A 22048-nucleotide genomic window follows, 5' to 3' on the forward strand; every position below is an offset into this window, starting at 1 on the left:
GCGGCAGGCCTCAGACCTCGAAGCCCACTGCGCATTATTAATAGGACACACTACCCGTCCGAGACGGGAACAGCGGTCACGGCCTTTCGTAGATGATTCCACTTGCACTCTAGGCAAACTTCGACGAAGTGCACGGTGATCGGCCCCACCTCCGCGACGAGCTGGTCAATCTCCTTCGCGCTGCGGGCAGTGTTGGCGCGGCGGCCCAGGTTCTCGCCGTACACCCACTTCACTTCGCGCAGCTCGGAGCCGCAAATCGGGCAGGGACGGTCGGCCTTGGCGCCGTGGTACTGGCTGGCGGTGCGGAGGAGGAAATCGGCGTCGCAGACGTCGTCAAGCGTGATCTTGCCCTGGCGGAGGTCCCGCAGCGTGGTGCGGCGAGCCCACTCGTGTGACACCTCGTATCTGTACGCAAACACTCGCCCCATCATAGTCGTACGGAAGCTGGTACTATTTAGTCTTCGAAAAGCGTGGAGGAGATTTCTTATGCATGAAACACCCGATCCGTACGAGATCGCGCGGAGCATTCGCCCCGCCATGACCTCGCTGTACGTCACCTACTTCCGCACGGCCGAGCACTCCGACCTGACCGGCCCGCAGCTGTCCATCCTGCGCCGGCTTGCGGACGTCGGCCCGTCCCGCATCAGCCACCTCGCGGAGGCGGAGGGCGTGCGCATGCCGACTGCCTCCAACACCGTCAACCAGCTGGAGAAGCGCGGGCTCGTGCAACGCATCCGCAGCGAGGACGACCGCCGCGGCGTGAGCGTGGAGACGACGCAACTGGGGCTCGACGAACTCGAGCGCGTGGGCGACGAGCGCACGAAGTACCTCGGCGAGATGCTCGGCACGCTAGACGCCGATTCACTGCGCCGACTGGCCAGCGTCGCGGATACCATCAACCTCCTTGCCGATGCCTACGTGAATAAGGAACAGACCACAACGTAGACTGGGCGGCGTGTCAGCACGTTCGTTCTCCACAGACCTCGCGCAGCTCCCCGAGACTCGGGAGGCGCTGCGCATCGTTGTTGGCTGGGATTCAAGCAACTCCAACAACACCGAGGCCCTCGAGTTCGCGGCCTGGCTCGGCCGCTCCCTGCCCGTCAAGGTGCAGGTCATGAGCGCGACCAAGAGCTCGTGGACCAATTCCGTGTCTGAAAAGAAGCACAAGAAATGGCTCAAGCGGGCGCGCGAGGAATTCCGCGACCACGTCGACGACGCCCTCGACGGTGTGGTCCCCCGCTCGCAGCGCGCCAAGCACGTCGCCCGGCTCATTGAGAAGACGAGCAGCACGGAGCCGCTCTACGCCGCCGCGCAGGCCTTCAACGCCGACATGATCGTCATGGGCTCACGCGCCAAAACCTCCAAGAAGCGCTTCCGCCCCACCTCCGTGGCCGAGGAGCTCATGCACTCCTCCACCCTGCCGCTCGGGCTGGCGCCGAAGCACGTGAAGCTGTCCAAGAAGGGCATCACCCGCGTGACCTACGCGCTTATTGACTCCGACGAAATCTCCGGCACCGGCACCCGCGACCGTTTCCCCGGCCTCGCCTACGCCGCCTCCCTCGCCTCCGTCATCGGCGTGCCGCTGCGCATTGTCGCGTTCTCCCCCGACGAGCGCAGCTCCGAGTTCTCCCACGAGCTCGCCGCCTGGAACGAATCCACCCTGGGGTTGCTCGACCGCGTCCGCGACCAGGCCTTCGAGGTCTCCGACTCGCTGGACGTACAGACGCTGCTCGCGTCCGGGCGGGGCTGGAAGCGCGCCGTGGACAGCGTGAAGTGGAAGAAGGGCGACATCATGTGCCTCGGCTCCCAGCCGTCGGGCCAGCTCAAGCGCGTGTTCGTGGGCACCCGCGAGGGCGAGTTCATCCGCTTCGCTCCGGTGCCCGTAGTCATCTACCCGCGCTCGGACGCGGAGGGCTAGACCATGCAGGACCACCCAGAAAACGACCTGCACTCGGGAGCCGACCGGTTCAGCAGGACCCGGCCGGAGCCGCGGGACTTCGACGCGCTCGCGGACGAGCCGGACCCGGCCGAGGTGGCGGAGCGGAACCGGAAGTCGACGCGGCAGGCGCTGGGGTTCACGGTGGCGTCGATAAGCTTTTGCCTGCTCTTTGGCCTGGTGCTGTGGTGGATTCCGGGCGTGAGCGAAACCTGGTGGGCGGTGCTCACGTCCATCCCGCCGGTGGCGGCGCTGCTCGCTTGCGCCGTGATCATGGTGCGCAAGCTGAACCGCTACGAGCGGTGGGTGCCGTGGATGGGCGTGTTCTGGCTGCCGCTCGTACCGTTCACCATGGTGTGGCTGATCATCACGATTGGGAAGCTCGCCGTGTAGCGCACTCCGCGCAGTACGGGTTCTCCTCCCGGCACTCGGGGCAGCTCAAGTACTGGACGCGGCACTCCGGCTCGTTGGCGCAGTTGTAAAACTGGTTCGTGTCCGCACCGCAGTGCACGCAGTGACCCAGCTGGACGTAGTTAGGATCGTCGGCGCCGCCGCCGAACTCGGTGTGCATGCGCTTGTCAAAGACGTAGAGGGAGCCCTCCCACAGCCCGGAGTTACCGTACTTCTCGCCGTAGCGGACGATGCCACCGTCGAGCTGGTACACGTCCTCGAAGCCGCGGTTCTTCATCAGGCTCGACAGCACCTCGCAGCGGATGCCGCCGGTGCAGTAGGAGACGACGGGCTTGTCCTTCATCCAGTCGTACTTGCCGCTGTCCAGCTCTTTGATGAAGTCGTGGGTGGTCTCCACGTCCGGCACGACGGCGTCCTTGAACTTGCCAATCTCCGCCTCGCGGGCGTTGCGGCCGTCAAAAAAGACGACGTCCGGGTTGTTGGCAACTAGCTCGTTGACCTCCTCGGGCGTGAGGTGCGTGCCGCCGCCGACGACGCCGTGGCTGTCCACCTTGAGCTCGCCCGGCGCGCCGAAGGACACGATCTCCTCGCGGGCCTTGACGGAGAGTTTGGGAAAGTCCTCCTTACCGCCCTCGGACCACTTGAACTCGATGCCGCGGAAGTACTCGCGCGTCTTTTTCGCGTAGGTTTTGCACGCGTCGATCGGGCCGCCGACGGTTCCGTTGATCCCGTCCTTGGAAACGATGATTCTCCCGTACAGGCCCAGCCCCTCGCACAGGTCGCGCTGCCACAGGCGCACCGCGTCCGGGTCCGCGATGGGCTGAAACTTGTAGTACAGGAGGATCTTGCTAACGCTGGCCACGGTTACCGGCCATCAGATCTTTGTACGCCACGGCGTCGCGCGTGTAGACGCGGCGGTGAGTACCCACTTTGTGGCCGGCAAGGCGGCCATCGTCAATAAGCTTGACCACAAAGGGGCGGGAGACGCCGAGCAGGTTGGCCACCTGCTGCGTCGTCATCTCCTCCTCCGGGCCGGGGGCGGGGATGAGGCGCCCCTCCGCAATATCCTCAATAATGTCGCGCAGCCACACCGCGGTCTCCTTGGGCAGCGTGACGCTGTCCTCAGAGTGGGTGCGGGCACGAGAGAGGTTGCCGTTGAGGTCCGCCAGGGCCTGCTCCACCGGTGAGAGCTTCTCGTCTTGTTCCATGCCCAACATCATACGAACAAGACGCAACGGGCGCAATACCCGAATTGCTCGAATTACCGAACCTAGCGCTTGTGGTACAGGCGCTTCTTCCAGTAGGTCGGCTCGGAGGTCACCAGAACGCCCAGGTTACGGAAGATTCCCTCGTCCACGGAGCCGAGGATGGTCGTCGTGTGGGCGTCGCAGCCGCGCAGATTCCGCAGCTGCTCAAGCGCTGCGGCGGCGTCCGCACTCGAAGCCGCCGATACGGACAGGGCGATGAGCACCTCGTCCGTGTGCAGGCGCGGGTTCACCGAGCCGAGGTGCTTCGTCTTCAGCGTCTGGATCGGCTCGATGGAGTCGGGCGAGAGGAGGTGCACAGAATCGTCGATACCCGCGAGCTCCTTCAGCGCGTTGAGCAGCACTGCGGCCGAGGGGCCGAGCAGGTCCGAGGTCTTGCCCGTGACGACGCTCCCGTTCGGCAGCTCCAGCGCGGCGCCCGGCTGGCCGGTCGCCTCCGCCACCGCGAGCGCCGGCGCGACCACCGGGCGATCCGACGTAGTCACCTCCGCCTTGCGCATGACGTTGGAGATGCGGTCCGACTCGGTCGAATCGGCCTCGGTGCGGCGCTCCTCCACGAGGGTCTTGTAGTAGCGGCGGATGATCTCCTGCTCCGCGGCGTGGCGGCACGCGGTGTCGTCGGAGATGCAATAGCCGGCCATGTTCACGCCCATGTCCGTGGGCGACTGGTACGGCGTCTCCCCCGTGACCTCGCGCAGCAGCGTCTTCAGCAGCGGGAAGACCTCGATGTCGCGGTTGTAGGAGGTGACCTTCTCCCCGTACGCCTCCAGGTGGTACTGGTCGATCACGTTGATGTCTTCCAGGTCCGCGGTGGCCGCCTCGTAGGCCAGGTTCACCGGGTGCGACAGCGGCAGGTTCCAGATGGGGAAGGTCTCAAACTTGGCGTAGCCAGCGGGGATGCCGCGCTTGTGCTCGTGGTACACCTGGCTCAGGCAGGTGGCCAGCTTGCCGGAGCCCGGCCCCGGCGCGGTCATCACGATGAGGTCGCGGGAAGTCTCCACGTAGTCGTTGCGGCCAAAGCCGTTGTCGGAAACCACCGTCGCCGTGTCGTTGGGGTAGCCCGGGATCATGTAGTGGCGCGACACCTTCAGGCCCAGGCGGCCGAGGCGCTCGAGGAAGGCTTCGACGTTCTCGTTGTGGCCCTCCAGCTGCGTGACCACCACGTTTTCCACGAGGAAGCCGCGGTCGCGGAACACGTCCACGAGGCGCAGCACGTCATCTTCGTAGGTGATGCCCAGGTCCGCGCGCACCTTCTGGCGCACGACGTCGCCGGCGTTGAAGCAGATGACAATCTCCACTTCGTCCTTGATCCGGTCCAGCATGGCGATCTTGTTGTCCGGGGTGAACCCGGGGAGGACGCGGGAGGCGTGGTGATCGTCGAAAAGCTTGCCCCCCATCTCCAGATAGAGTTTGCCGCCGATTTCCCGCCTGCGGGCGGTGATGTGCTCGGACTGCATCTGAATATATTTCTCTCGGTCAAACCCGATCTTGTACGGCATGGAAGCAATACTACAATCTGCGCCATGAATCTTGCGGAGCGGCACTTTGCCTGAAGGTCACGTCATCCACCGTCTGGCCACGCGCCTGAACGACGACTTCCGGGGCGCACCCATCGCCGCCTCCTCGCCCCAGGGACGCTTCGATGCATCGCTTATCGACGCCCACCCGCTCCTCGCCGCACGCGCCCACGGCAAGCACCTGTTTTTGGAGTTTGCGCCGGCGACCGTGCACATCCACCTGGGCCTCATCGGCTCACTGCGCTTCGAGCCGGCCGAGGACGTGTGGGGCCAGATCCGGCTGCGGCTCGTGCCGGATCGCGGGAGGGGCGCGGTGGCGGCCAACCTGCGCGGGCCGCAGACCTGCGCCTACCTCAACCCGGCGGAGGTCGCCGCCATCGTGGAGCGCACCGGAGAGGACCCGCTGGGCGCGGGCGCGGACCCGGACGCGCTGTGGGCGCGCGTGCACCGTTCGAAGCGCACGATCGGCTCGCTGATGATGGACCAGGCCTACTTTGCCGGGGTGGGCAACATCTACCGCGCAGAGCCGCTGTTCCGGCTCGGCCTCTCCCCGTTTACACCGGGGCGGGCGCTGGATCGCGCCGAGTTCGACGCGTTGTGGGCGGACCTGGTGCAGCTCATGCACTACGGGGTCGAGCACGGCCGCATCGACACAGTGCGCGACGAGCACGCGCCGGAGGCGATGGGGCGCGAGCCTCGCAAGGACGACCACGGCGGCGAGGTCTACGTGTACCGCCGGGCAGGCCAGCCCTGCTACGTGTGCGGCGACGAGATCGCACTGCGCAAGGTGGAGGGGCGCAACCTGTTCTGGTGCCCCACCTGCCAGCGCGACTAGCCTGGCCGGTATGTACGCCTGCACCTTTACTGTCGCCCAAGTCCGCGCCGCCGAGCAGCCATTATTGGACGCGCAAACCTCGCCGGACGAGCTCATGCAACAGGCCGCGCACGCCGTGGCCCAGGTCGCCCGCGCGATGGTGGAGCCCGGTAGCCGGGTGCTCGCGGTGGCGGGGCCGGGCGGCAACGGCGGCGACGCGCTCTACGCGGCCGCGGAGCTGTCCATGTCCGGCTACCGGGTGGACGCGCTGCTGGTGGCGGGCCGCGCGCAGGAGCGGGCGCTGGCGGCGCTGCGCAACGCGGGCGGGACCGTGGTGGACCATGTTGACCGCGCGTATGACCTGGCCATCGACGGCATGACCGGTGTCGGTGGTACTGCGGGACTGCGCGCGGAATACGCGGAGGTGGTGGAGGCGCTGCGGGATACGCGGGTGCTCGCGGTGGACGTGCCCTCCGGCATCGACGCCGACACGGGCGAGGGCGGCGAGCTCCACGTCACCGCGGACGCGACCGTGACCTTCGGCGGGTTCCGCCGCGCCCACGTGCTTTCCGCCGCGTGCGGGGTGCAGCTGATTGCGGACATTGGGATCGGCGGCCGCCACCTCTACGAAACGCTTTCCGACACTCTGCCCGAGTGGTCCGCCGACGGCCCGCCGTTGCTCACCGCGAACCGCGCCGTCACCCCGGACTTCCCTCTCCCTGAGGGGATGCGCACCCTGCTCCCTGCACCCGTGCCGTCGGTGGAGCCCAGCGCGTCCGACGACAAATACTCCGGCGGCGTGGTGGGCATCCGCGCAGGTAGTAGTACCTATCCGGGCGCGGCGCTGCTGTGCACGGCGGGCGCGGTCAACGCCACCCCGGCGATGGTGCGCTACGCAGGCCCGCAGGCCGCCGAGGTCGTACGCGCACACCCCGAGGTCGTCGTCGCGGATTCCGTGGATGCGTCCGGCCGAGTCCAGGCCTGGGTATTCGGCCCCGGCGCGGGCACCGGCGAGGGGGAGGCCGCAGAGCTGCGCGCCCTGCTCAGCGCCCCCGAACCGTTGCTTCTCGACGCCGACGCGCTCACCTTGCTATCCACCCACCCCGACCTCCTGTCCGCCCTGCGCGAGCGCGACGCCTACACGGCGCTCACCCCGCACGACGGCGAGTTCGCCCGGCTGCGCGAGGCCGCGGGCCTTCCTGCGGATTCGCGGATGGAGGAAACGCTCGCCCTCGCCACTCACCTCGCCTGCGACGTCCTGCGCAAGGGGCGCGCCACACTCATCTCCGACGGCCACCTCGTCTACGGCCTCGACGCCGGGCACTCCTGGGCCGCCACCCCGGGTTCCGGCGACGTGCTCGCCGGCATTGCGGGCGCACATCTGGCCCGGCGCGCGGAGACCTCCTCGCTCATCGCCGCGGCGACCGTGCACGCCGTGGCCGCGAAGCTGGCCGCCGCCACCGAATACGGCGACGCCACCGCGCCCGCGAGCCGCATCGCCGCACGTGTCCGCGAAGCTACCGCTCTACTGACCACAACGACTCTGGAGGCGAACAATGCTTGATGCCGCGATCATCGGTGGTGGCCAATCTGCACTCGCGACCGCTTACTACCTGCGCAAGTACAAGGTGGATTTCACCATCTTCGGCGACCGTGCTGCCGGCGCTTGGCCGACGTACTGGGATAACCTCACGTTGTTTTCCCGCGCGGAATTTTCCAACTTGCCCGGCTGGCCTATGCCCGCCTTCGACGGCTATCCGCCGCGCGACCACGTCGTGGACTACCTCACGCGCTACGAGCAGCGCTACCGCTTCCCCGTCGTTCGTGAGCGCGTGGAGCGCATTTCGCTTGACGACGCCACGTTTACCCTCCACCCCCAACGCGTCACCGCCCGCAACGTGATCATGGCCACCGGTAACGTTCCGTTCGTGCCTCACTACCCTGGTCGCTTCGACGGCGAGCGGCTGCACGCCTCCGAATACCGCAACCCGCAGCAGTTGGCGGGCAAACGCGTCGCCGTGGTGGGATCCGGCGATTCCGGTGCGCAGATCACCGCTGACCTGGCGCTGGGCGGGGTTGATGTGGTGTGGCTGACCCGCCACGCGCCGCGCTTCATGCCGGATGACGTGGATGGTTCGGACTTGTTCCGCCGCAACCGTGAACGTTTCGTCGCTATCTCACAGGGCAAGCCGGACCCGGGCGGGGCCGACTTCGGCGGCGACATCGTCGTGGTGCCCGAGGTACGCCGCGCCCGCGACGCCGGGCTGATGCGCACGGAGACGATGCCGGACACGCTTGATGAGGTTTCGGCGCTTGGGGTCGAGGCGATCGTGTGGGCCACGGGGTTCCGCCCGGCGCTCGGGCCGGTGCGAGGCCTGGACCGCAACACCCCGGGGCTGTGGTTTGTGGGCTACAACCGCATCAACGGGCCGGGCGCGGCCACGCTGGGTGGCGTGAGTCCTTTTGCCAGGGACGTGGCTCAGGCGGTGGCGGGGCGTCGATAAGCACTCGCCCAGGTCATCGCGGCCCAGACCGCTGGGACGCCGGGGACGACGATGAGGAGGTAGTAGGGCCACTTGCCAAAGAGCTCGAGGATGGACCAGCCGCGCGGGTAGCCGGCGAGAAAACCATAATTGCCGCCGGTGATGCGGTTGGCGGTGGCGGCGAAACCGGCCCAAGCGACGGTGATGGCGGTGGTGATGCGCCAATCGCGCCAGGTGGGGCGGTAGCCAAGACCGAAAGTGAGCACCGTCGGGACGACGAGGGCGGCGCTGTGGAAGAACCAGTACGCGAATTCCTGCAGGCCCGGGAAATCCTGGACGTACGCCATGTCGGGGAAGAGCAGTGCCATGGGGTTCAGGAGGAAACCCCAGTAGAAGGACAGGGCGGCTGCGGTGGGATTGTCGGTGAGCAGCGCCGTCGGGGTGATAACGCGGAGGAAGTCCGTGATGTGGAAGGGGGCGGTTTCGTCCCACACGATGTTGCTCGGCGCGAGGACCCAGCAGTAGTAGGCGAAAACGAGGATGCCCAGGACGGCGCCGGCGACCTTTCGCGCAGCTTTGACCACATTGCGGGGCAGGTTGCGGGCCGCGACGACGAGGATGCCACAGCAGAGAATGAGGACCACGAGTACGGAGAGGTGCCGAGCGTCGTACTGTGTCATCGTCCGGTAGGTGTTCCCGTTGCGCGACGTCCAGTCGGGCGGTTGGAGCGGCTGTAGCTGCATGCGAGTAAGCGTACCGCGGTTAGGGTGTCTAAGAATTACAATGGTGTAACTTCTCAGGTTCAGCCCGTCTACCTCGATCTGGACCATTAAGGAGCCACCCCCATATAGGGGCGCTTTTTAAACTATTGACAGGCGATATTTAATAATACCATATCAATACACAGCTCCTGCCTGGGATAATGTCAATATACACGGTCATTACCGTTTTTATAAAGCGAACACGGCTCACGCAAATGCTTCCATTTATGTATTCCTCAGGTAACATAATCAGCGTGTTCAACAATCAGAGATTCGCAGCAGCAGCCACCGCCGTCGCCCTGGGCGCGTGCGCTGTCATTGCGCCACAAGCGCAGGGCGCAACTGTTGGTAGTAACGACTCTGGTTCATGCCACATCCAGCTGAACAGCCAGGAGCAGCAGGAATACGAGCGCGTCGCGTTCGCTTCCACCAAGTTCAACCAGGATGACAACTGGCGCCAGGCCTTCGAGGTCGCGTTCCCTGCCGCCGGCGACATCGCCGCCGAGTTCCAGGACGTCTACGAGAACGGCGGCCGCGAGTCCTTCAACAGCAACCTGATGGACAACCTGAACGCGTGGGCCGACCGGATTTCCGCAGAAACCGGCGTCTCGCACGACGCGTCCTTCTGGTACTTCTCCCACCTGTGGAACAGCCTCGCTGTCTCCACCGAGCCGGACATCGCCCTGGTCAACTTCTGGAACGACGTGCACAACTCCCTCGACGCGGGCACCATCACCGCTTCGGAACACGATGCCCCGTCTGAATCCGCCTTCCGCCCGGTCGCCCCGCTGGCCGTCCTAGAGCAGGAACGCAAGGCCCAGTTCCCGGAGCTGAGCCCGGAGCACGCGGCCGCGTGGACCGATGCCTTCGTGGAGTCGGAGGCCCTGGCCGACTACCGCAAGGGTGCCGCATTCGAATCCGTCTTCCAGCAGGCCCGCCAGGAATGCGCAGAGGGCGGCGATGCCATCGTCCTGTTCCCCACCGAGGGCGCAAACCCCGACGAGCAGCGCGCAGCAGAGAACACCGACCAGGGCGCGGACGTGCTTCCCTCGGCGGAACGGAACCCGCTGACCACTGAGCAGCTTGAACCGACCGACCAGCCTGAACACACCGAGCACGAGAACGGCACGACGACCACCGTCGTGCGCGAGCACGGCAAGACCACCGTCAACGTTTCCGTCACCTCGCGCACCAAGTCGCGCACCGCATCGGAGCCGACCGACAGGCCGGACAACAAGCAGGAGGACGAGCCCAAGGTGGACACCGCCGCCGCAGCCGGCAAGCACATCTCCGTTGACTCCGGCATCATCGCCGCTATCGTGCTCGCCCTGCTGGCGACCATCGGCGGCGCAGTCTTCTCCTTCCTTGGCTAGACCCCGAGCAGGGCACCGATGAAAACGCTCGCCGCACTCGCCACCGCGACCGCACTGGTCTGCGGTGGCGTTGCCGTTGCGCCCATTCCCGCCGCGAGCGCGGCCACCTGCACGCTCACCATGGAGCCGGAGGCCTTCGGTGCGGCCAGCGACGCCGCGCACCTCTACCTCGAGCGCAAGGCAAACCTCATCTACGCCCGCTACGGATCCTTCGTCGAGGCATTCCCCGAGGTTCGCACCATCGAGTCCGGCGTGCGCCGCCGCATCCTCGAGGAAGCGCTGGGCATCTACATCGATGACGCCCACTTCGCCGACCCCACCACCACCGAGCACGCGTACGCCCTCGAGGCGTTCGCCGACCTCGGCCTGCCCGAGTCCGTGGCCAACTGGTACTTGCAGCGCCACTCGCCCACGCAAACCACCCACAACCCGCAAATCACCGAGGTCGAGCACTACAAGAACTTCGTCGCCACCGACGGCGAAGTGCCCGTGGGCAAGGACGCCCCGGACTGGTTCGCCCCCACCGGCGTGGCCACCGACCCGGAGGCGGTCGCCGAGCAGCTCACCCAAGAGTTCCCGGGCCTGACGCTTGCCGACGCCACGCGCTGGGCCGACACACTCACCTCCACCGCGACGTACGAGAACCTGCGCGCCGTCGACCGCTACGCCAATTACTTTGACCAGCAGGACGCGCAGTGCGAGGCGGACCACGCGGAGCCGACCGAAACGCCGGAGCCGGAAACAGACATTATCCCCATCATCGCCGGGGTCCTCATGCTGCTGGGCATCTTCGGCTACGGGGCGTTCGCGTACACGCATTTCTACGCCTAGATTGTTCGTGTGACCGATCTGCAGACACCCCAATCCCAGAAATTCCCTGTGGTCCCCCTCGCGGCGATGAGCTTCGCGGCGTTCGTCTACGTCACATTTGAGATGTTCGCCGTCGGCCTCATCTCCCCGATGGCCTCGGATCTCAACGTCTCCGAGGGCCAGATCGGCCTCCTGATGAGTGTGTACGCCGGCCTCGTCGCCATCGTGACCATCCCGCTCATGGCCGCGACCCGCAACGTGAACAGACGTCCCCTCTTCATGGCCACGCTCGGCTTCCTGCTCGCGGGCATCGTCCTGCAGGCGATCGCGCACACCTACTGGGTCCTCGTGGTGGGCCGCGTCGCCGCTGCGCTCACCCACGGCCTGTTCTGGTCGCTGGTCAACCCGATGGCGGCGCGCCTGGCACCGCGCGGGATGACGGGCAAAGCGGTCGCGGCGGTCTCGCTCGGCTCCACGCTCTCGCTGGTGGTCGGCTCCCCGCTCACCACCTCGCTCGGCGGGCTCATCGGGTGGCGCGGCTCCACCTGGGTCCTCGGCGTCGCGGTCCTCTTCGCCTTCCTGCTGCTGCTCAAGACGCTGCCCAGCATGCCGGCCATCCCGCCGACGCCGGCGGAGACCGCGCAGCAGCAGCGCTCCGCCATCCCCTCGCTCGTCTTCTACTTGGCGTTCTCCGTCACCGCGGTCTTCGCCACCTTCACCTACCTGGCGCTGCTCGTGGAAAACACGGCGGGGCACGCGCTCGTCCCCATCGGGCTCGGCGCGTACGGCGCGTTCGGCCTCGTCGGCGTCGTGCTCGCGGGCAACCGCGTCGACGTCCGCATGATCCGCCTCAACGGCTTCGCCGGGACCCTGCTCATTGTCGCCGCGCTCGTCGGGCTGATCGGTCTGCACACCGGCTCGGGCGTGATCATATTCATCATGATCGCCATCTTCGGTACCGCGGCGGGCGCGCTGCCCACCGTGGCCACCACCATCTTCCTGTTCGCCGGCAAGCGCAACCAGGACCTGGCCAGCTCCATCTACGTGGTGACGTTCCAGGTCGGCATCGCCTCCGGCTCCGCGCTCGGCGCGGCGGCAGTGGACGCGGGCTACCTCTCCGGCACCCTCCTGATCACGATGCTGCTCGCCGCGTGCGGGTTCGGCGTACTTACGCTGCTCTCGCGACCAAAGCTGCGGTAACCTGCCCGTCCGCCACGCGGACGACCTCGTCGGACGAGGAGATGAGCTCCGTGTCGTGGGTGACAAAGCCACAGGCGATGTTGCGCTCCTGCACCAGGTTGCGCAGCAGGGCGACGATCTCGTGCGAACGCTCCGAGTCCAGCGCCGCGGTCGGCTCGTCGGCCAGGATCAGCGACGGCTCGCCCATGAGCGCGCGGGCGATGCCGACGCGCTGGCGCTGACCGCCGGACAGCTGCTGCATCTTGCGGTCGCCCAGGCCCTCCAGGCCCACGGTGGCGAGCAGCTCGTCGGCGCGCTCCTTGCGCGGCTTGACGCCGCGGATGTGGTCGGTGACCAGGAGCTGGTCGCGGACGTTGAGGGCGCCGATCAGGTTGGCCTGCTGGAAAATCATGCCGATTTTTTCGAGGCGGACGCGGGTGGAGACCGGGGTATCGTCGACAAGCACTGTGCCTGAGTCGGGCGTGAGCAGGCCTGCGGCCGCGGAGAGCAGGGTGGACTTGCCCGAGCCGGACTCGCCGACGATGAAGGTGAGGTGGCCCGGGGTGGCGCTGAAGGAGATGTTGTCCAGGGCGGTGAGGCGTTCACGGCCGTCCTGGAAGGTGACGGTGACGTTGTCCATGGTGAGCATTTAGGCGATACCTCCGAGTGCGAGTTGCGGTTCGACGTTGGTGATGGAGCGGGTGGCAAACAGGGCGCCGGCGAGGCCGAGGACCCAGATGAGCAGCGGCGGGCCGACCGTGGACAGCGCGGAGAGCGCGAACGGGACCGTGCCGCCCACGAGCGCGCCGAGGCCGGTGGCGATGATGGCGCCGAGGATGACGCCGGCCGCCAGGATGATCGCGGACTGGCCGAGCGCGTCCTTGCGCAGGTAGCCGTTCGACGCGCCGATCGCCTTGAGGATGGCCAGGTCGCGGGTGCGCTGCATCGTCCACACGGTGAGGAAGGCGACGATGACCAGCGCCGCGATGGCGTACAGGAAGCCCTGGATCATGAGCAGGGAGCCGCGCTCGGAGCCGTAGGCGGGCAGGGCGTTGAAGGAGTCGGACAGCTTCATGCCGCGGTCGTCGCTGGCAAGGAGGACCGTGCCCTCGGCATCGGTGTGCATTGCGGCCTGCCAATCCTTGGTGGGCACCCACAGGACCGGGGAGTGCGAGTACTCCAGGTCCTCGGCGGTGCCGCCCACGGTCACGGGCGCGCCGCCCACGGTGAGCTCCTCGCCCGGGGTCAGGCCCAGGGACTCGGAGGCGATGGCGTCGGTGCCCACCACCTCGCCGTTGGGCAGCCTCGTGCCCTCCGGCAGGCCCAAGATGGCTACGGACTCCTCGGTGCCGTCCGCGCGGGACAGCAGGGTCTGGCCGGTGCCCAGCGGGACGTCGCCGGCCTGTGCGTCCTCCGGGCCCACGCGGGACGTGGTGTAGGAGGGCTCCTCCATATCCTTGAACACGACCGAGTGCGGGTTGAGCGCCTCAAGCGCCGACGTATTCTGCTTGCCAAGGCCAGCCGTCAGACCGGTGAGCATGACGACGAGGAGCGTGATCAGCCCCACGACGCCAATGATCAGGCCGAAGCGGCCCTTGGCGTTTCCAATTTCTCTCAATCCAACGAACATGCCCCCATTTTCTGTCGGACCTGCACCGTTCCACATCGGGCGAGCGGTGGAACCTTGAGTCAACCGATCAGTTGATTAGGCTTGTGCGCGTGCAAACCACCAGCCGAATCCTCGCCGTGCTCCGCGTCAGTCTGCACCTGCTGGTCGCAGTCCTCTTGCTCGTGGGCATGCTGGGCGACTTCACGCCGCTCGCGCTCCTCTTCGCCGCCGTCTACCTGGCGGGCACCGTGGCGCACAACCGCGGCACGGAGTACTCGGCGCGCGCGTCGTGGGCGTGGCTCGCCATCATCACGGGGCTGTGGGTGGCGCTGGCGCTGCGCTCCGAAGCGTACGTGTGGCTGGAGTTCCCGCTGGTCATCCTCGCCGCCATCCTCCTGCCCACCGCCGCGAGCCTGGTCGTGGCCGCCGCGATGCTAGCGCTCACACTCAGCGTGACGGTGCCCGCCTCCGGGGTGGGCGGGCTGATCGGCCCGACCATCGGCACGGTCGTCGCGGTGGTCACCGTGCAGATCTACAACATGCTTCGCGCCGAGGCGCAGCACTACAAGGCGCTCGCGCTCGAACTCGAGGTCTCGGAGCGCTACCGCGGCGCGGCGGAGGAGCGCGCCCGTCTCTCGCGCGAGGTGCACGACACGATGGCGCAGGGGTTGAGCTCCATCGTGCTGCTGGGCAGGGCGCTGGACAAGCAGCTTGACGACGACACCGCGCGCGCCACCCTCACCACCATCCGCGAGGTGGCGGCGGACAACCTCGCGGAGGCGCGCCGGTTCGTGGCCGTGAACGCGGAGGGCGGCGGGGCCGAGCCGCCGCGCCGCACCCTGCCGGAGCAGGTCCGGGCGCTGGCGCAGTCCGCGCAGGACCGGCAGCGTGCCCTCGGCGAGCCGCTGGAGGTGCAGGTCAACGTGGTGGACGTGGTCGGCCCTGCGGCGGAGGTGGTCGAGCGCGTGGTCCGCGAGGGCTTAAGTAACGTGGTGCGCCACGCGCACGCCTCGAAAGCCGTCGTGACGGTGGATAAGCTGGGCGACACCGTTACCGTCGACGTCTTTGACAACGGCCGCGGCATGTCCGGCAAGGAGGGCTTCGGCCTGCGCGGCCTGCGCGCCCGCGTGGAGGAGGCCGGCGGCGAGCTCTCGGTGGAGGGCAACGTGCTCGCGGCAACGCTCCCGATCCAACGCAAGGAGGCACCATGATCAGGGTCATGCTTATCGACGACCACCCGGTCGTCCGCGCCGGACTCCGCGCCGTCCTCGACTCCTTCGGCGACATCGAGGTCGTCGCCGAAGGCGCTGACGGCACCGCCGAGGTCCCCGACGGCGTGGACGTCATCGTCTCCGACATCCAGATGCCCAACGTGGACGGCATCGAGGTCACCCGGCGCGCCGTCGCCGCGGGCGGCCCGCCCGTGCTCATCCTCACCACCTACGACACGCAGGCCGACGTCGTCGCCGCCGTGGAAGCGGGCGCGCTCGGCTACCTGCTCAAGGACGCGCCCGAGCAGGAGCTTCACGACGCCGTGCTCAAGGCCGCCAGGCGCGAGCGGGTCCTTTCCGCGCAGGTGGCGGGCGTGCTGGCGGAGCGCGTGATGCGCCCGGAGGAGGCGCTGTCGGCCCGCGAGATCGAGATCCTGAAAGCCCTGCAGACCGGCGCCTCCAACAAGCAGATGGCGGCCAGCCTGTTCATCTCGGAGGCGACGGTGAAGACCCACCTCATCCACATCTACTCCAAGCTGGGCGTGGACAACCGGACCGCGGCGGTGGAGAAGGCCCGCGAGCGCCGGATTATTTAGGCGGCGTCCTCGCTGAGCTCGTGGGTGGTGGTGAGCAGCAGCACCGCGGCGAGCGCTAGGCCGGCGCAGATGAGGGTGCCCAGGCCCATGGAGCTCATGTGGTTCGTGCCCAGCGCGACGAGCGGGGGCACCGCGCCGGCGACGAGGAACTGGAAGAAGCCGAGGGCGCCCGAGCCGGCGCCGGCGCCGATGTCTCGGACCTCCTCGATCGCCAGGGCGGAGGCGTTGGCCATGACGAACCCGCCCATGAACGAGAGGACCGCCAGGAAGGGAAGTGCCCACAGGGAGGGCGTGGTGAAGGCGAAGGTGAGGAGGATGAGGGCGGCGATGGCGTCGATAAGCAATGCCCCGATGAGCAGCGTGCGGGGGTGGTAGCGCTTGAGCATGCGCATGTTCATCGTGTTGGACACCGGGATGAGCAGGGCCATGCCGCCGAAGATGAGCGCGTAGGTGGTGGCGCCCAGGCCGAGCTGCGACTGGAGGACCAGCGGGGACGCGGAGATGTAGGCGAAGAGGGCGCCGAAGCCGAGGCCGCCGGCGAGCATGAAGCCGACGAAGGCGGGGCGGCGCAGGCACTGCCACATGCGGGGGAAGAGGCTGCGCAGGGTGCCGGTGGAGCGGCCCTCGGCGGGCAGGGTTTCCGGCATGCGGAACGCCATGATGGCCTGGACGACGTTGATGGCGGTGAGGACCCAGAAGAGGCCTCGCCAGCCGACGACCGGCAGGAGCGCGCCGCCGAGGACCGGGGCGATCGCGGGGACAAAGCCGGTCAGCGCCATGAGGCCCGACAGGGCGCGGGCGGCCTGGCGGCCCTTGGACACGTCCGCGACCACGGCGCGCGAGACCGCCTCGAGCGAGCCAGCGGCCAGGCCCTGCACGAAGCGGGCGGCGACGAGCGGCCAGATGCTCGGGGACACCGCGCACAAGACGGAGGCGGCGAGGAAGACGGACGCCGCGCCGACGATCTGGGGCTTGCGGCCCGTGCCGTCCGAGATCGCGCCGAACAGGAGGTTGCCCACCGCCATGCCCAGCATGAACCCGGTGATGGTCAGCTGCGCCACCGCGGGCGACGCGCCGAGCTCGCTGGCCAGCGACGGCATGCCCGGCAGGTACATATCAATACCGAAGGGGGCGACAGAGGAGAAGAACGCGAGGGCGACAAGCAGCCCGGGTGAAAGTTTTTGCACGCAGGTACCATACCTGTATGAGCACTGAGATGAGCAACGTAGTCGGCGCGTGGCGCTCCATCGAGGTACCGCAGGCGCCCGAGGCGCTGGGTGCCGCCGCCTCCGTCGAACTCTCCGACGGCGAGCTGCGCTACGGCGAGCTGGCCCTGCAGTTTGCGGGGGCTGCTGGGGGCGCCGAGCCGTTTACCCCGGAGCCGTTCACGCTGCGCTCCGTGACTACCCGTGTCTCCGGGGAGGCGCGCGTGGTGGCCGGCTCGCTGTTCGGCCAGACCTCTCCCCTGCCCACCCCGGACTCGCTGGTCGCGGCGGTGCTCGCGCTGGAGCCCGGCGCGGAGGTCGCCTTCGCCTGCGACGAGGCACTGGAGTACGGTGTCGTCGCCTGCTCGGGCGGCATTGAGTACGACCACACCCCGGTCCCGGCCGGGTCCTGCGGCCGCACGCAGGCGGGCGCGTCCACCCACGCGGTGGCGAACACCTCGCAGGAGCGCGCGTACGCGGTGCTCCTCGGCGGCAACCCGGCGGACCGCGCTGGCGCAGCCCGTCCGTCCGAGTAAGTGCGCGGCACGCTCCCGCCGCCCGGCCCCGCGTGGGGCGGCAGCGTGATGGGCACCTCGCTGATGGCCACGCTCATGGTCACCAGCGGCTACCCGGCCGTGGCCTGGGTGTTCGCCGTGCTCGGCGCGCTGATCTTCCTGGTGCTGCTGGGCGGTTTCCTGGTCTACCGCAGTCCCCGCTTCCGCCAGGACCTCATGGCGCCGTGGGCGATGTGGTTCATCGGCACGATGGCGCTGGGCACCGCGTGGACCAAGCTGACTGGCGCCGAGTGGTGCATCTTGCTCGGGTTTTGGGTGGGCGCGCCGCTGTGCGTGGTGGCCTACGTCAACCAGCTGCGCAGGTTCTCCGGGGTGCCCAACTTTGCGTGGGGGCTGCCACTGGTCGGGCCCATTATGGCGTCCAATACGGCGGGGACGATCAGCGCGCTGACGGGCAGTCGGTGGTACGCCGTGCTGGGCATTGTTTTCATGGCTATGTCGGTGCTCGCCGCCTACCCGGTCTTTGCCCGCGTGTACGTGGCCGCGCTGCGCGGGGAGGCCGACATCAGCGGTCCGAGCGCGGCGACGACGTGGATTCCGCTTGGTGTGGTGGGGCAGTCGACGTCGGCAATCGCCCTGCTCTTCGGCGCCCGCGCGGAGATACTCGTGGGCAGCGCGCTGGTGGCGCTGGCGGTGCCGATGATGCTGTTTGCCATGTGGCACTTCTACCCCGCCGTGGCCCGGTGGGTGGACTACTCGCCGGCGTGGTGGGCCTCCACCTTCCCCACGGGCGCGATCGGGGTGGGCGGTTACACGCTCGCGCAGGCGTGGGGCATCGACTGGATGAACGCGGTAGCCACGATGCTCCCCGCGCTGCTGGTGCTGCACTGGGGGTTGTGCGCGGCGCGCTTCGTGTCGTGGCGGTGCGGCCATTAGCGGGTAAGGGTGGCCCGGCCCACGTAAGGTGAAGAGCATGATCATCACAATGCTGTTCACCGTGGAGGGGTCCCAGCCCGAGATCAGCCGGTGTGTCAACGTGGAGTCCCACATTGATCTGAGCCGTTTGGCGCAGATTATCGACGCATCACTCGGGTTTTCGGGGGTGGCCGGTCACTTGTTTATTCACCAGGAGGGGGAGCACTCCAGCGACAACGAGGTCTACGCCGAGAACCCGGGCGCCGGGGAGCGGTCCATGACCTCCATGACCGTGGGCGAGATGCCGCCGATGCTGTACGTCTACGACCCGGCCGCCAACTGGAACGTGCACGTCAGGCGGCTCGGCGAGTCGCAGCTGGAGGGGCCCACTCCCCTGCTCATCCACGCGCAGGGGCCGGACGTGGTGGAGACCGCGAACGGGCCGGAGATGATGACGCGCTTCCACGAGGAGGCGCGGAACCTGGCCGCCGGGCTGCCGCCGAACATGGAGGTCACGCCCCTGCTGCTCAGCTACCTGCCGGTGATGACGCCGGAGCGGATGCTGGACCGGCTCAGCGTGGTCGACCCCGTGGCGGTGGCCACCCGCATGGGCTTTGTCAGCGAGGAGCTGGGCACCAACCTGGGTGGGCTCCCCGGTGGGCCGTTCGATGCCGATACGTTCGACCCCGGTTCCTTCGATGACGCCTTCGAGCAGGGGTTCGCGGCGGGCTTCGGGGAGGAGCCGGAGCCGACGCCAATGCGCGAGCTGATCCACAAGTTCCTCGACGACCGCCCGGACCTGCAGGAGATCCTGGAGACGGACCCGAACGCGCAGGACAACCCGGTGCTCGTGGAGGCGTTCTCGGAGTTTTTTGATCGCACGATCGCCGAGATGGGCGGCGTCGACGCGGCGATGGAGGCGTTCGGCGTGGAACGCGCTGAGGTCCCCGGCCCGCGCTCTGCGGACATGCACGCCCCGAAGGGGTTCTCGCCGGTGCTCGCGCAGTACCTGGAGGTGCTCGGACCGGAGGCACCGCTCACGGTGCGCGGCAACCTCAAGGTCGCCGTGGTGCGCGAGCTCGTGCGCATGCTGGGGCTGCCGGTCTATCCCACCCAGCCGCGAGAAGACACGTGGGAGGCGGTCCATCTGGGTCGCGTGCTGCTCGAGGAGCTCGGCCTCGTGGCCCAGGAGGGCTCCAACCTGGTGCGCACCGCGGCCGGCGAGCGGTTCCTCAACAATCCGTCCCTGGCCGGCCACGAGGCGATGATCCACGCGGTATTCGCCGACTACTTCTCCCCGTTTGTGTGGCGGCAGACCGTCGAGGTGCTGCGCAGCACCGACTCGTCCGGGGCCTCACCGATGGCGGAGCACACGCTGGACACCCTCATGGTGCTGGGCGGGATCTACGCGATGGGCGACGTCAACGTGATCACGGAGGAGTTGCTCGCGGTGATTGCCCCTGGGGCTCGCTAATCGACGCTCACGCAGCCGCCAGTACCACGTAAAGCCCCAACCCGCCGAGCACGCACATGGCCAGCGTGGTTGCCGCGACGCCCACCGTGTTCGGCGCCGAGCGCTCGTTGGCCAGGTGGATCGCCTCGCGCCGGTACGCGCGGCGCTGCAGCAGCATCGTCACCGCGCCCATCACCGTGAGCAGGACGATGACGGTGAAGATGACGCCCGGGTAGGCGCTGGACCAGCGCAGCAGCACGGATGCGCACACGAGCATGGCCAGGGCGGTGCGCCCCCAGCTCAAGGAGGTGCGCTCGGCCTGCAGCCCGGGGTCGGCGAGCGGGATCGGCCGCGTCTGCTGCCCCATCAGGTCAGACTGACCAGGACGACGACGGCAGCGAGGAAGATGCCCACGCCGAGGACGGGCACGATCGCCGGGGCCGGGAGGGGGCGGCCGTGCCGCAGGGCGCGCTCGAGGCGCGCCCAGCGCACCGCCGCGCCCAGCGAGATCGCCATCGCGATGACCACGATCACGGCGGCGATGATGGAGCGCGTGGCGGGGTCGATCCCCGGCAGGTCGAAGGCCTCGAGCGCGATGCCCCCGGCCAGAAACGCGAGGGCGGTGCGGGTCCAGGCGAGGAAGGTGCGCTCGTTAGCAAGCGTGAAGCGGGGGTCCGGCTCGGTGCCGTCCGGGAAGACCCGGCGCGTCAACCAACCGCGCTGCGTGTCCTGACTCATGCCCCCTACCCTAGGCGATGAACGCGGCCAGCTGGTTCGCGCCAAGCGAAAGATACGGCACGAGGATGACCACGGCGCAGGCGTTGAACAGCCACATCGCGGTGGGCGACTTGTGCAGGGAGGCGGCGGCAGCGCCGATGAGGCCGCCGGTGGTGTTGAAGATGAGGTCGTCCATGTCGCTGTAGCCCGCCGCGAGGAGGAATTGCAGGGACTCGACGGTGAGGCTGGCGAGGAAGCAGAAGCAGGTGGTGGCGGCGACGGAGCGTCGATAGGCGATATAGCCCACGGGGACAAAGAGGGCGAGGTTGCCAAAGAGGTTGAACCAGGGCCCCCACCACACGCGGTAGTGCTGGAAGGAGACGAAAGGGTCGAGGCGGATCTGCTGGATCTGGTGCGCGGCGGCGTCCCACAGGCCGGGGACGGAGATGTAGGCCTTGCCCACCGTGAAGGCGAGCACGAAGGCGGCCGCGACCGTGAGGCTCAGCGTGTACAGGGCGGGCGAGATTTTCACCCGGGCAACACTAGCGCCCCGCATTGCCCTGCTACTGGGGGTTGGCTGCGTGGTTGCTGGGGACCTGGCCGCCCGAGGCCTGCAGGTACGCGTGCGCGAACGCGAGCAGCGCCACCGGCAGCGTGACCAGCAGGCCGACGCCGGCGAGCAGCGCGCCCGCGGCGTTGAGGAGCGTGAGCAGCACCGCCAGCCCCAGCAGCGGGGCGTAGTTGCGCGAGCCCGCGACGATGCCGGGCCGGGTGGCGTCCCACATGGTCATGCCGCTTGCAGAGTAGTAGATGATCTGCGTCAGCCACGGCGCGAGCACGTTGAGCAGGACGATCGCGCCGCAGCCCAGCCACAAGGCCCCGGACGGGAAGAAGCCGTCCGCCCTGCCGGAGAACGCCACGGCCGTGGACCAGAGCGTGAAGCAGGCGACGAACGCGAAGACGACGAGGAGCGCGGTGAGCAGCGTCTCCTTGTACAAGAGGGTGGTCATCTTCCGCAGGCGAGGGGCGCGCTCGCGGGTCTGGCGCAGCGCCGTGACCGTGGCAAAGGGGATCACGAGCGCAGCGACGACCAGCGGCGTGACGTAGTAACACAGCGCGAGGCTGGCCGCCGTGATGAGCAGCGCGACGGCGGTACATGGGACCCAGAGCCGCCAGTTGGACGTCGCTGCCGCCCACCCCCACGTCAGCGCCGGGCGGATGCGGACCGTGCCCGCGCGTGAATGTTCCTCCTGCATACACCGCACGCTACCAAAGTTC

The 22048-nt window shown here is 68.0% G+C and carries 26 protein-coding genes; 14 read left to right on the top strand and 12 right to left on the bottom strand.

The genetic code is table 11. The features are described 5' to 3' along the window. Positions 1 to 50 precede the first annotated feature (50 nt). A complete protein-coding gene (locus tag FPP74_RS08760; protein WP_095546366.1) occupies positions 51 to 428 on the bottom strand; it encodes a DUF5318 family protein in 378 nt (125 codons plus the stop codon). Between the two features lie 58 nt (positions 429 to 486). On the opposite strand from FPP74_RS08760, the gene FPP74_RS08765 reads away from it, so the two are divergent. From FPP74_RS08765 to FPP74_RS08775, 3 genes are read left to right on the top strand one after another with little or no spacing between them, the layout of a single operon-like run. Continuing rightward, positions 487 to 945, top strand: a complete 459-nt coding sequence (locus FPP74_RS08765; RefSeq protein ID WP_095538194.1) for a MarR family winged helix-turn-helix transcriptional regulator — start codon at positions 487 to 489, stop codon at positions 943 to 945. Positions 946 to 955: 10 nt separating this feature from the next. Next, positions 956 to 1918 (top strand): universal stress protein, encoded by a 963-nt coding sequence (locus FPP74_RS08770; protein ID WP_144718028.1) that lies wholly within the window; start codon positions 956 to 958, stop codon positions 1916 to 1918. Positions 1919 to 1921: 3 nt separating this feature from the next. Continuing rightward, a complete protein-coding gene (locus FPP74_RS08775) occupies positions 1922 to 2329 on the top strand; it encodes a hypothetical protein (protein WP_095535633.1) in 408 nt (135 codons plus the stop codon). Here the strand turns inward: FPP74_RS08775 and FPP74_RS08780 are convergent. From FPP74_RS08780 to FPP74_RS08790, 3 genes are all read right to left on the bottom strand, one after another. Continuing rightward, positions 2304 to 3209 carry a rhodanese-related sulfurtransferase gene (locus FPP74_RS08780; protein ID WP_095535632.1) on the bottom strand — a complete coding sequence of 302 codons (906 nt, stop codon included), beginning with the start codon at positions 3207 to 3209 and terminating at the stop codon, positions 2304 to 2306. The genes FPP74_RS08775 and FPP74_RS08780 overlap by 26 nt on opposite strands. Beyond that, positions 3196 to 3555, bottom strand: coding sequence for an excisionase family DNA-binding protein (locus FPP74_RS08785; protein WP_240510767.1), 360 nt, complete (start codon positions 3553 to 3555; stop codon positions 3196 to 3198). Before FPP74_RS08785 ends, FPP74_RS08780 begins: the two co-directional genes overlap by 14 nt. Positions 3556 to 3617: 62 nt before the next feature. Next, positions 3618 to 5111 (bottom strand): DUF1846 domain-containing protein, encoded by a 1494-nt coding sequence (locus FPP74_RS08790; RefSeq protein ID WP_144718030.1) that lies wholly within the window; start codon positions 5109 to 5111, stop codon positions 3618 to 3620. A 46-nt stretch (positions 5112 to 5157) separates the two neighbouring features. On the opposite strand from FPP74_RS08790, the gene FPP74_RS08795 reads away from it, so the two are divergent. From FPP74_RS08795 to FPP74_RS08805, 3 genes are read left to right on the top strand one after another with little or no spacing between them, the layout of a single operon-like run. Beyond that, positions 5158 to 5964 (top strand): Fpg/Nei family DNA glycosylase, encoded by an 807-nt coding sequence (locus FPP74_RS08795; protein WP_144718032.1) that lies wholly within the window; start codon positions 5158 to 5160, stop codon positions 5962 to 5964. Between the two features lie 10 nt (positions 5965 to 5974). Beyond that, positions 5975 to 7507, top strand: a complete 1533-nt coding sequence (locus tag FPP74_RS08800) for a bifunctional ADP-dependent NAD(P)H-hydrate dehydratase/NAD(P)H-hydrate epimerase (protein ID WP_144718034.1) — start codon at positions 5975 to 5977, stop codon at positions 7505 to 7507. Next, positions 7500 to 8447, top strand: a complete 948-nt coding sequence (locus tag FPP74_RS08805) for an NAD(P)-binding domain-containing protein (protein WP_144718036.1) — start codon at positions 7500 to 7502, stop codon at positions 8445 to 8447. The genes FPP74_RS08800 and FPP74_RS08805 overlap by 8 nt, the downstream gene beginning before the upstream one ends. Here the strand turns inward: FPP74_RS08805 and FPP74_RS08810 are convergent. After that, a complete protein-coding gene (locus FPP74_RS08810; protein ID WP_144718038.1) occupies positions 8423 to 9169 on the bottom strand; it encodes a TIGR02206 family membrane protein in 747 nt (248 codons plus the stop codon). The two genes, FPP74_RS08805 and FPP74_RS08810, sit on opposite strands and share 25 nt — an antisense overlap. A 245-nt stretch (positions 9170 to 9414) precedes the next feature. On the opposite strand from FPP74_RS08810, the gene FPP74_RS08815 reads away from it, so the two are divergent. The 3 genes from FPP74_RS08815 (at position 9415) to FPP74_RS08825 (ending at position 12570) form a co-directional block, all read left to right on the top strand. Continuing rightward, complete coding sequence (locus tag FPP74_RS08815; protein WP_144718040.1) at positions 9415 to 10560, top strand: hypothetical protein; 1146 nt, start codon at positions 9415 to 9417, stop codon at positions 10558 to 10560. A gap of 18 nt (positions 10561 to 10578) precedes the next feature. Further along, positions 10579 to 11391: a hypothetical protein gene (locus tag FPP74_RS08820; RefSeq protein ID WP_144718042.1), complete on the top strand. Its 813-nt coding sequence runs from the start codon at positions 10579 to 10581 to the stop codon at positions 11389 to 11391. A 66-nt stretch (positions 11392 to 11457) separates the two neighbouring features. Next, positions 11458 to 12570, top strand: a complete 1113-nt coding sequence (locus FPP74_RS08825) for an MFS transporter (protein WP_144718130.1) — start codon at positions 11458 to 11460, stop codon at positions 12568 to 12570. Here FPP74_RS08825 and FPP74_RS08830 read toward each other — a convergent pair. Further along, on the bottom strand, positions 12539 to 13198 hold the full coding sequence (locus FPP74_RS08830) for an ABC transporter ATP-binding protein (protein WP_144718044.1): 660 nt from the start codon (positions 13196 to 13198) through the stop codon (positions 12539 to 12541). The two genes, FPP74_RS08825 and FPP74_RS08830, sit on opposite strands and share 32 nt — an antisense overlap. Continuing rightward, positions 13199 to 14179, bottom strand: coding sequence for an ABC transporter permease (locus tag FPP74_RS08835; RefSeq protein WP_144718046.1), 981 nt, complete (start codon positions 14177 to 14179; stop codon positions 13199 to 13201). It abuts the gene before it with no gap. 89 nt (positions 14180 to 14268) lie between these two features. Here FPP74_RS08835 and FPP74_RS08840 point away from each other — a divergent pair, with 89 nt between their 5' ends. Together FPP74_RS08840 and FPP74_RS08845 are read left to right on the top strand one after the other, a co-directional pair. Further along, positions 14269 to 15369 (top strand): sensor histidine kinase, encoded by a 1101-nt coding sequence (locus FPP74_RS08840; protein WP_186439422.1) that lies wholly within the window; start codon positions 14269 to 14271, stop codon positions 15367 to 15369. Continuing rightward, entirely contained in the window at positions 15366 to 15965 is a 600-nt protein-coding gene (locus FPP74_RS08845) for a response regulator transcription factor (protein ID WP_095278383.1), read from the top strand. The genes FPP74_RS08840 and FPP74_RS08845 overlap by 4 nt, the downstream gene beginning before the upstream one ends. On the opposite strand, the gene FPP74_RS08850 is transcribed toward FPP74_RS08845, so the two are convergent. Beyond that, complete coding sequence (locus tag FPP74_RS08850; RefSeq protein WP_122086573.1) at positions 15962 to 17152, bottom strand: multidrug effflux MFS transporter; 1191 nt, start codon at positions 17150 to 17152, stop codon at positions 15962 to 15964. The two genes, FPP74_RS08845 and FPP74_RS08850, sit on opposite strands and share 4 nt — an antisense overlap. 17 nt (positions 17153 to 17169) lie before the next feature. Between FPP74_RS08850 and FPP74_RS08855 the strand changes: the two genes are divergently transcribed. Genes FPP74_RS08855 through FPP74_RS08865 form a run of 3 tightly spaced genes read left to right on the top strand, consistent with a single transcriptional unit; the run spans position 17170 to position 20074 of the window. Beyond that, entirely contained in the window at positions 17170 to 17706 is a 537-nt protein-coding gene (locus FPP74_RS08855; protein WP_144718048.1) for a hypothetical protein, read from the top strand. After that, the gene (locus tag FPP74_RS08860; RefSeq protein WP_095547099.1) at positions 17707 to 18621 is read left to right on the top strand and encodes a hypothetical protein; all 915 of its coding nucleotides are present in this window, start codon (positions 17707 to 17709) and stop codon (positions 18619 to 18621) included. It begins immediately after the preceding gene. Positions 18622 to 18658: 37 nt separating this feature from the next. After that, positions 18659 to 20074, top strand: coding sequence for a hypothetical protein (locus FPP74_RS08865; protein ID WP_144718049.1), 1416 nt, complete (start codon positions 18659 to 18661; stop codon positions 20072 to 20074). 7 nt (positions 20075 to 20081) lie between these two features. On the opposite strand, the gene FPP74_RS08870 is transcribed toward FPP74_RS08865, so the two are convergent. The 4 genes from FPP74_RS08870 to FPP74_RS08885 are packed head-to-tail and all read right to left on the bottom strand — an operon-like array spanning position 20082 to position 22026. Further along, a complete protein-coding gene (locus FPP74_RS08870; protein ID WP_095555622.1) occupies positions 20082 to 20420 on the bottom strand; it encodes a DUF202 domain-containing protein in 339 nt (112 codons plus the stop codon). After that, positions 20420 to 20791 (bottom strand): YidH family protein, encoded by a 372-nt coding sequence (locus FPP74_RS08875; RefSeq protein WP_095555621.1) that lies wholly within the window; start codon positions 20789 to 20791, stop codon positions 20420 to 20422. The genes FPP74_RS08870 and FPP74_RS08875 overlap by 1 nt, the downstream gene beginning before the upstream one ends. Positions 20792 to 20801: 10 nt before the next feature. Beyond that, positions 20802 to 21302, bottom strand: a complete 501-nt coding sequence (locus FPP74_RS08880; RefSeq protein ID WP_167457448.1) for a VanZ family protein — start codon at positions 21300 to 21302, stop codon at positions 20802 to 20804. A gap of 31 nt (positions 21303 to 21333) precedes the next feature. Next, the gene (locus FPP74_RS08885) at positions 21334 to 22026 is read right to left on the bottom strand and encodes a hypothetical protein (protein WP_144718053.1); all 693 of its coding nucleotides are present in this window, start codon (positions 22024 to 22026) and stop codon (positions 21334 to 21336) included. Positions 22027 to 22048: the final 22 nt, after the last annotated feature.

Source organism: Corynebacterium sp. NML180780 (assembly GCF_007786415.1).
GTDB classification, from domain to species: domain Bacteria; phylum Actinomycetota; class Actinomycetes; order Mycobacteriales; family Mycobacteriaceae; genus Corynebacterium; species Corynebacterium gottingense.

Coding starts and splice junctions, on each gene's coding strand:
- FPP74_RS08765 (WP_095538194.1), top strand. CDS start 487: ATGCATGAAACACCCGATCCGTACGAGATCGCGCGGAGCATTCGCCCC.
- FPP74_RS08830 (WP_144718044.1), bottom strand. CDS start 13,198: ATGCTCACCATGGACAACGTCACCGTCACCTTCCAGGACGGCCGTGAA.
- FPP74_RS08845 (WP_095278383.1), top strand. CDS start 15,366: ATGATCAGGGTCATGCTTATCGACGACCACCCGGTCGTCCGCGCCGGA.
- FPP74_RS08885 (WP_144718053.1), bottom strand. CDS start 22,026: ATGCAGGAGGAACATTCACGCGCGGGCACGGTCCGCATCCGCCCGGCG.
- FPP74_RS08825 (WP_144718130.1), top strand. CDS start 11,458: ATGAGCTTCGCGGCGTTCGTCTACGTCACATTTGAGATGTTCGCCGTC.
- FPP74_RS08815 (WP_144718040.1), top strand. CDS start 9,415: ATGTATTCCTCAGGTAACATAATCAGCGTGTTCAACAATCAGAGATTC.
- FPP74_RS08790 (WP_144718030.1), bottom strand. CDS start 5,111: ATGCCGTACAAGATCGGGTTTGACCGAGAGAAATATATTCAGATGCAG.
- FPP74_RS08775 (WP_095535633.1), top strand. CDS start 1,922: ATGCAGGACCACCCAGAAAACGACCTGCACTCGGGAGCCGACCGGTTC.
- FPP74_RS08865 (WP_144718049.1), top strand. CDS start 18,659: ATGATCATCACAATGCTGTTCACCGTGGAGGGGTCCCAGCCCGAGATC.
- FPP74_RS08820 (WP_144718042.1), top strand. CDS start 10,579: ATGAAAACGCTCGCCGCACTCGCCACCGCGACCGCACTGGTCTGCGGT.
- FPP74_RS08875 (WP_095555621.1), bottom strand. CDS start 20,791: ATGAGTCAGGACACGCAGCGCGGTTGGTTGACGCGCCGGGTCTTCCCG.
- FPP74_RS08760 (WP_095546366.1), bottom strand. CDS start 428: ATGGGGCGAGTGTTTGCGTACAGATACGAGGTGTCACACGAGTGGGCT.
- FPP74_RS08855 (WP_144718048.1), top strand. CDS start 17,170: ATGAGCACTGAGATGAGCAACGTAGTCGGCGCGTGGCGCTCCATCGAG.
- FPP74_RS08835 (WP_144718046.1), bottom strand. CDS start 14,179: ATGTTCGTTGGATTGAGAGAAATTGGAAACGCCAAGGGCCGCTTCGGC.
- FPP74_RS08805 (WP_144718036.1), top strand. CDS start 7,500: ATGCTTGATGCCGCGATCATCGGTGGTGGCCAATCTGCACTCGCGACC.
- FPP74_RS08810 (WP_144718038.1), bottom strand. CDS start 9,169: ATGCAGCTACAGCCGCTCCAACCGCCCGACTGGACGTCGCGCAACGGG.
- FPP74_RS08785 (WP_240510767.1), bottom strand. CDS start 3,555: ATGGAACAAGACGAGAAGCTCTCACCGGTGGAGCAGGCCCTGGCGGAC.
- FPP74_RS08800 (WP_144718034.1), top strand. CDS start 5,975: ATGTACGCCTGCACCTTTACTGTCGCCCAAGTCCGCGCCGCCGAGCAG.
- FPP74_RS08870 (WP_095555622.1), bottom strand. CDS start 20,420: ATGGGGCAGCAGACGCGGCCGATCCCGCTCGCCGACCCCGGGCTGCAG.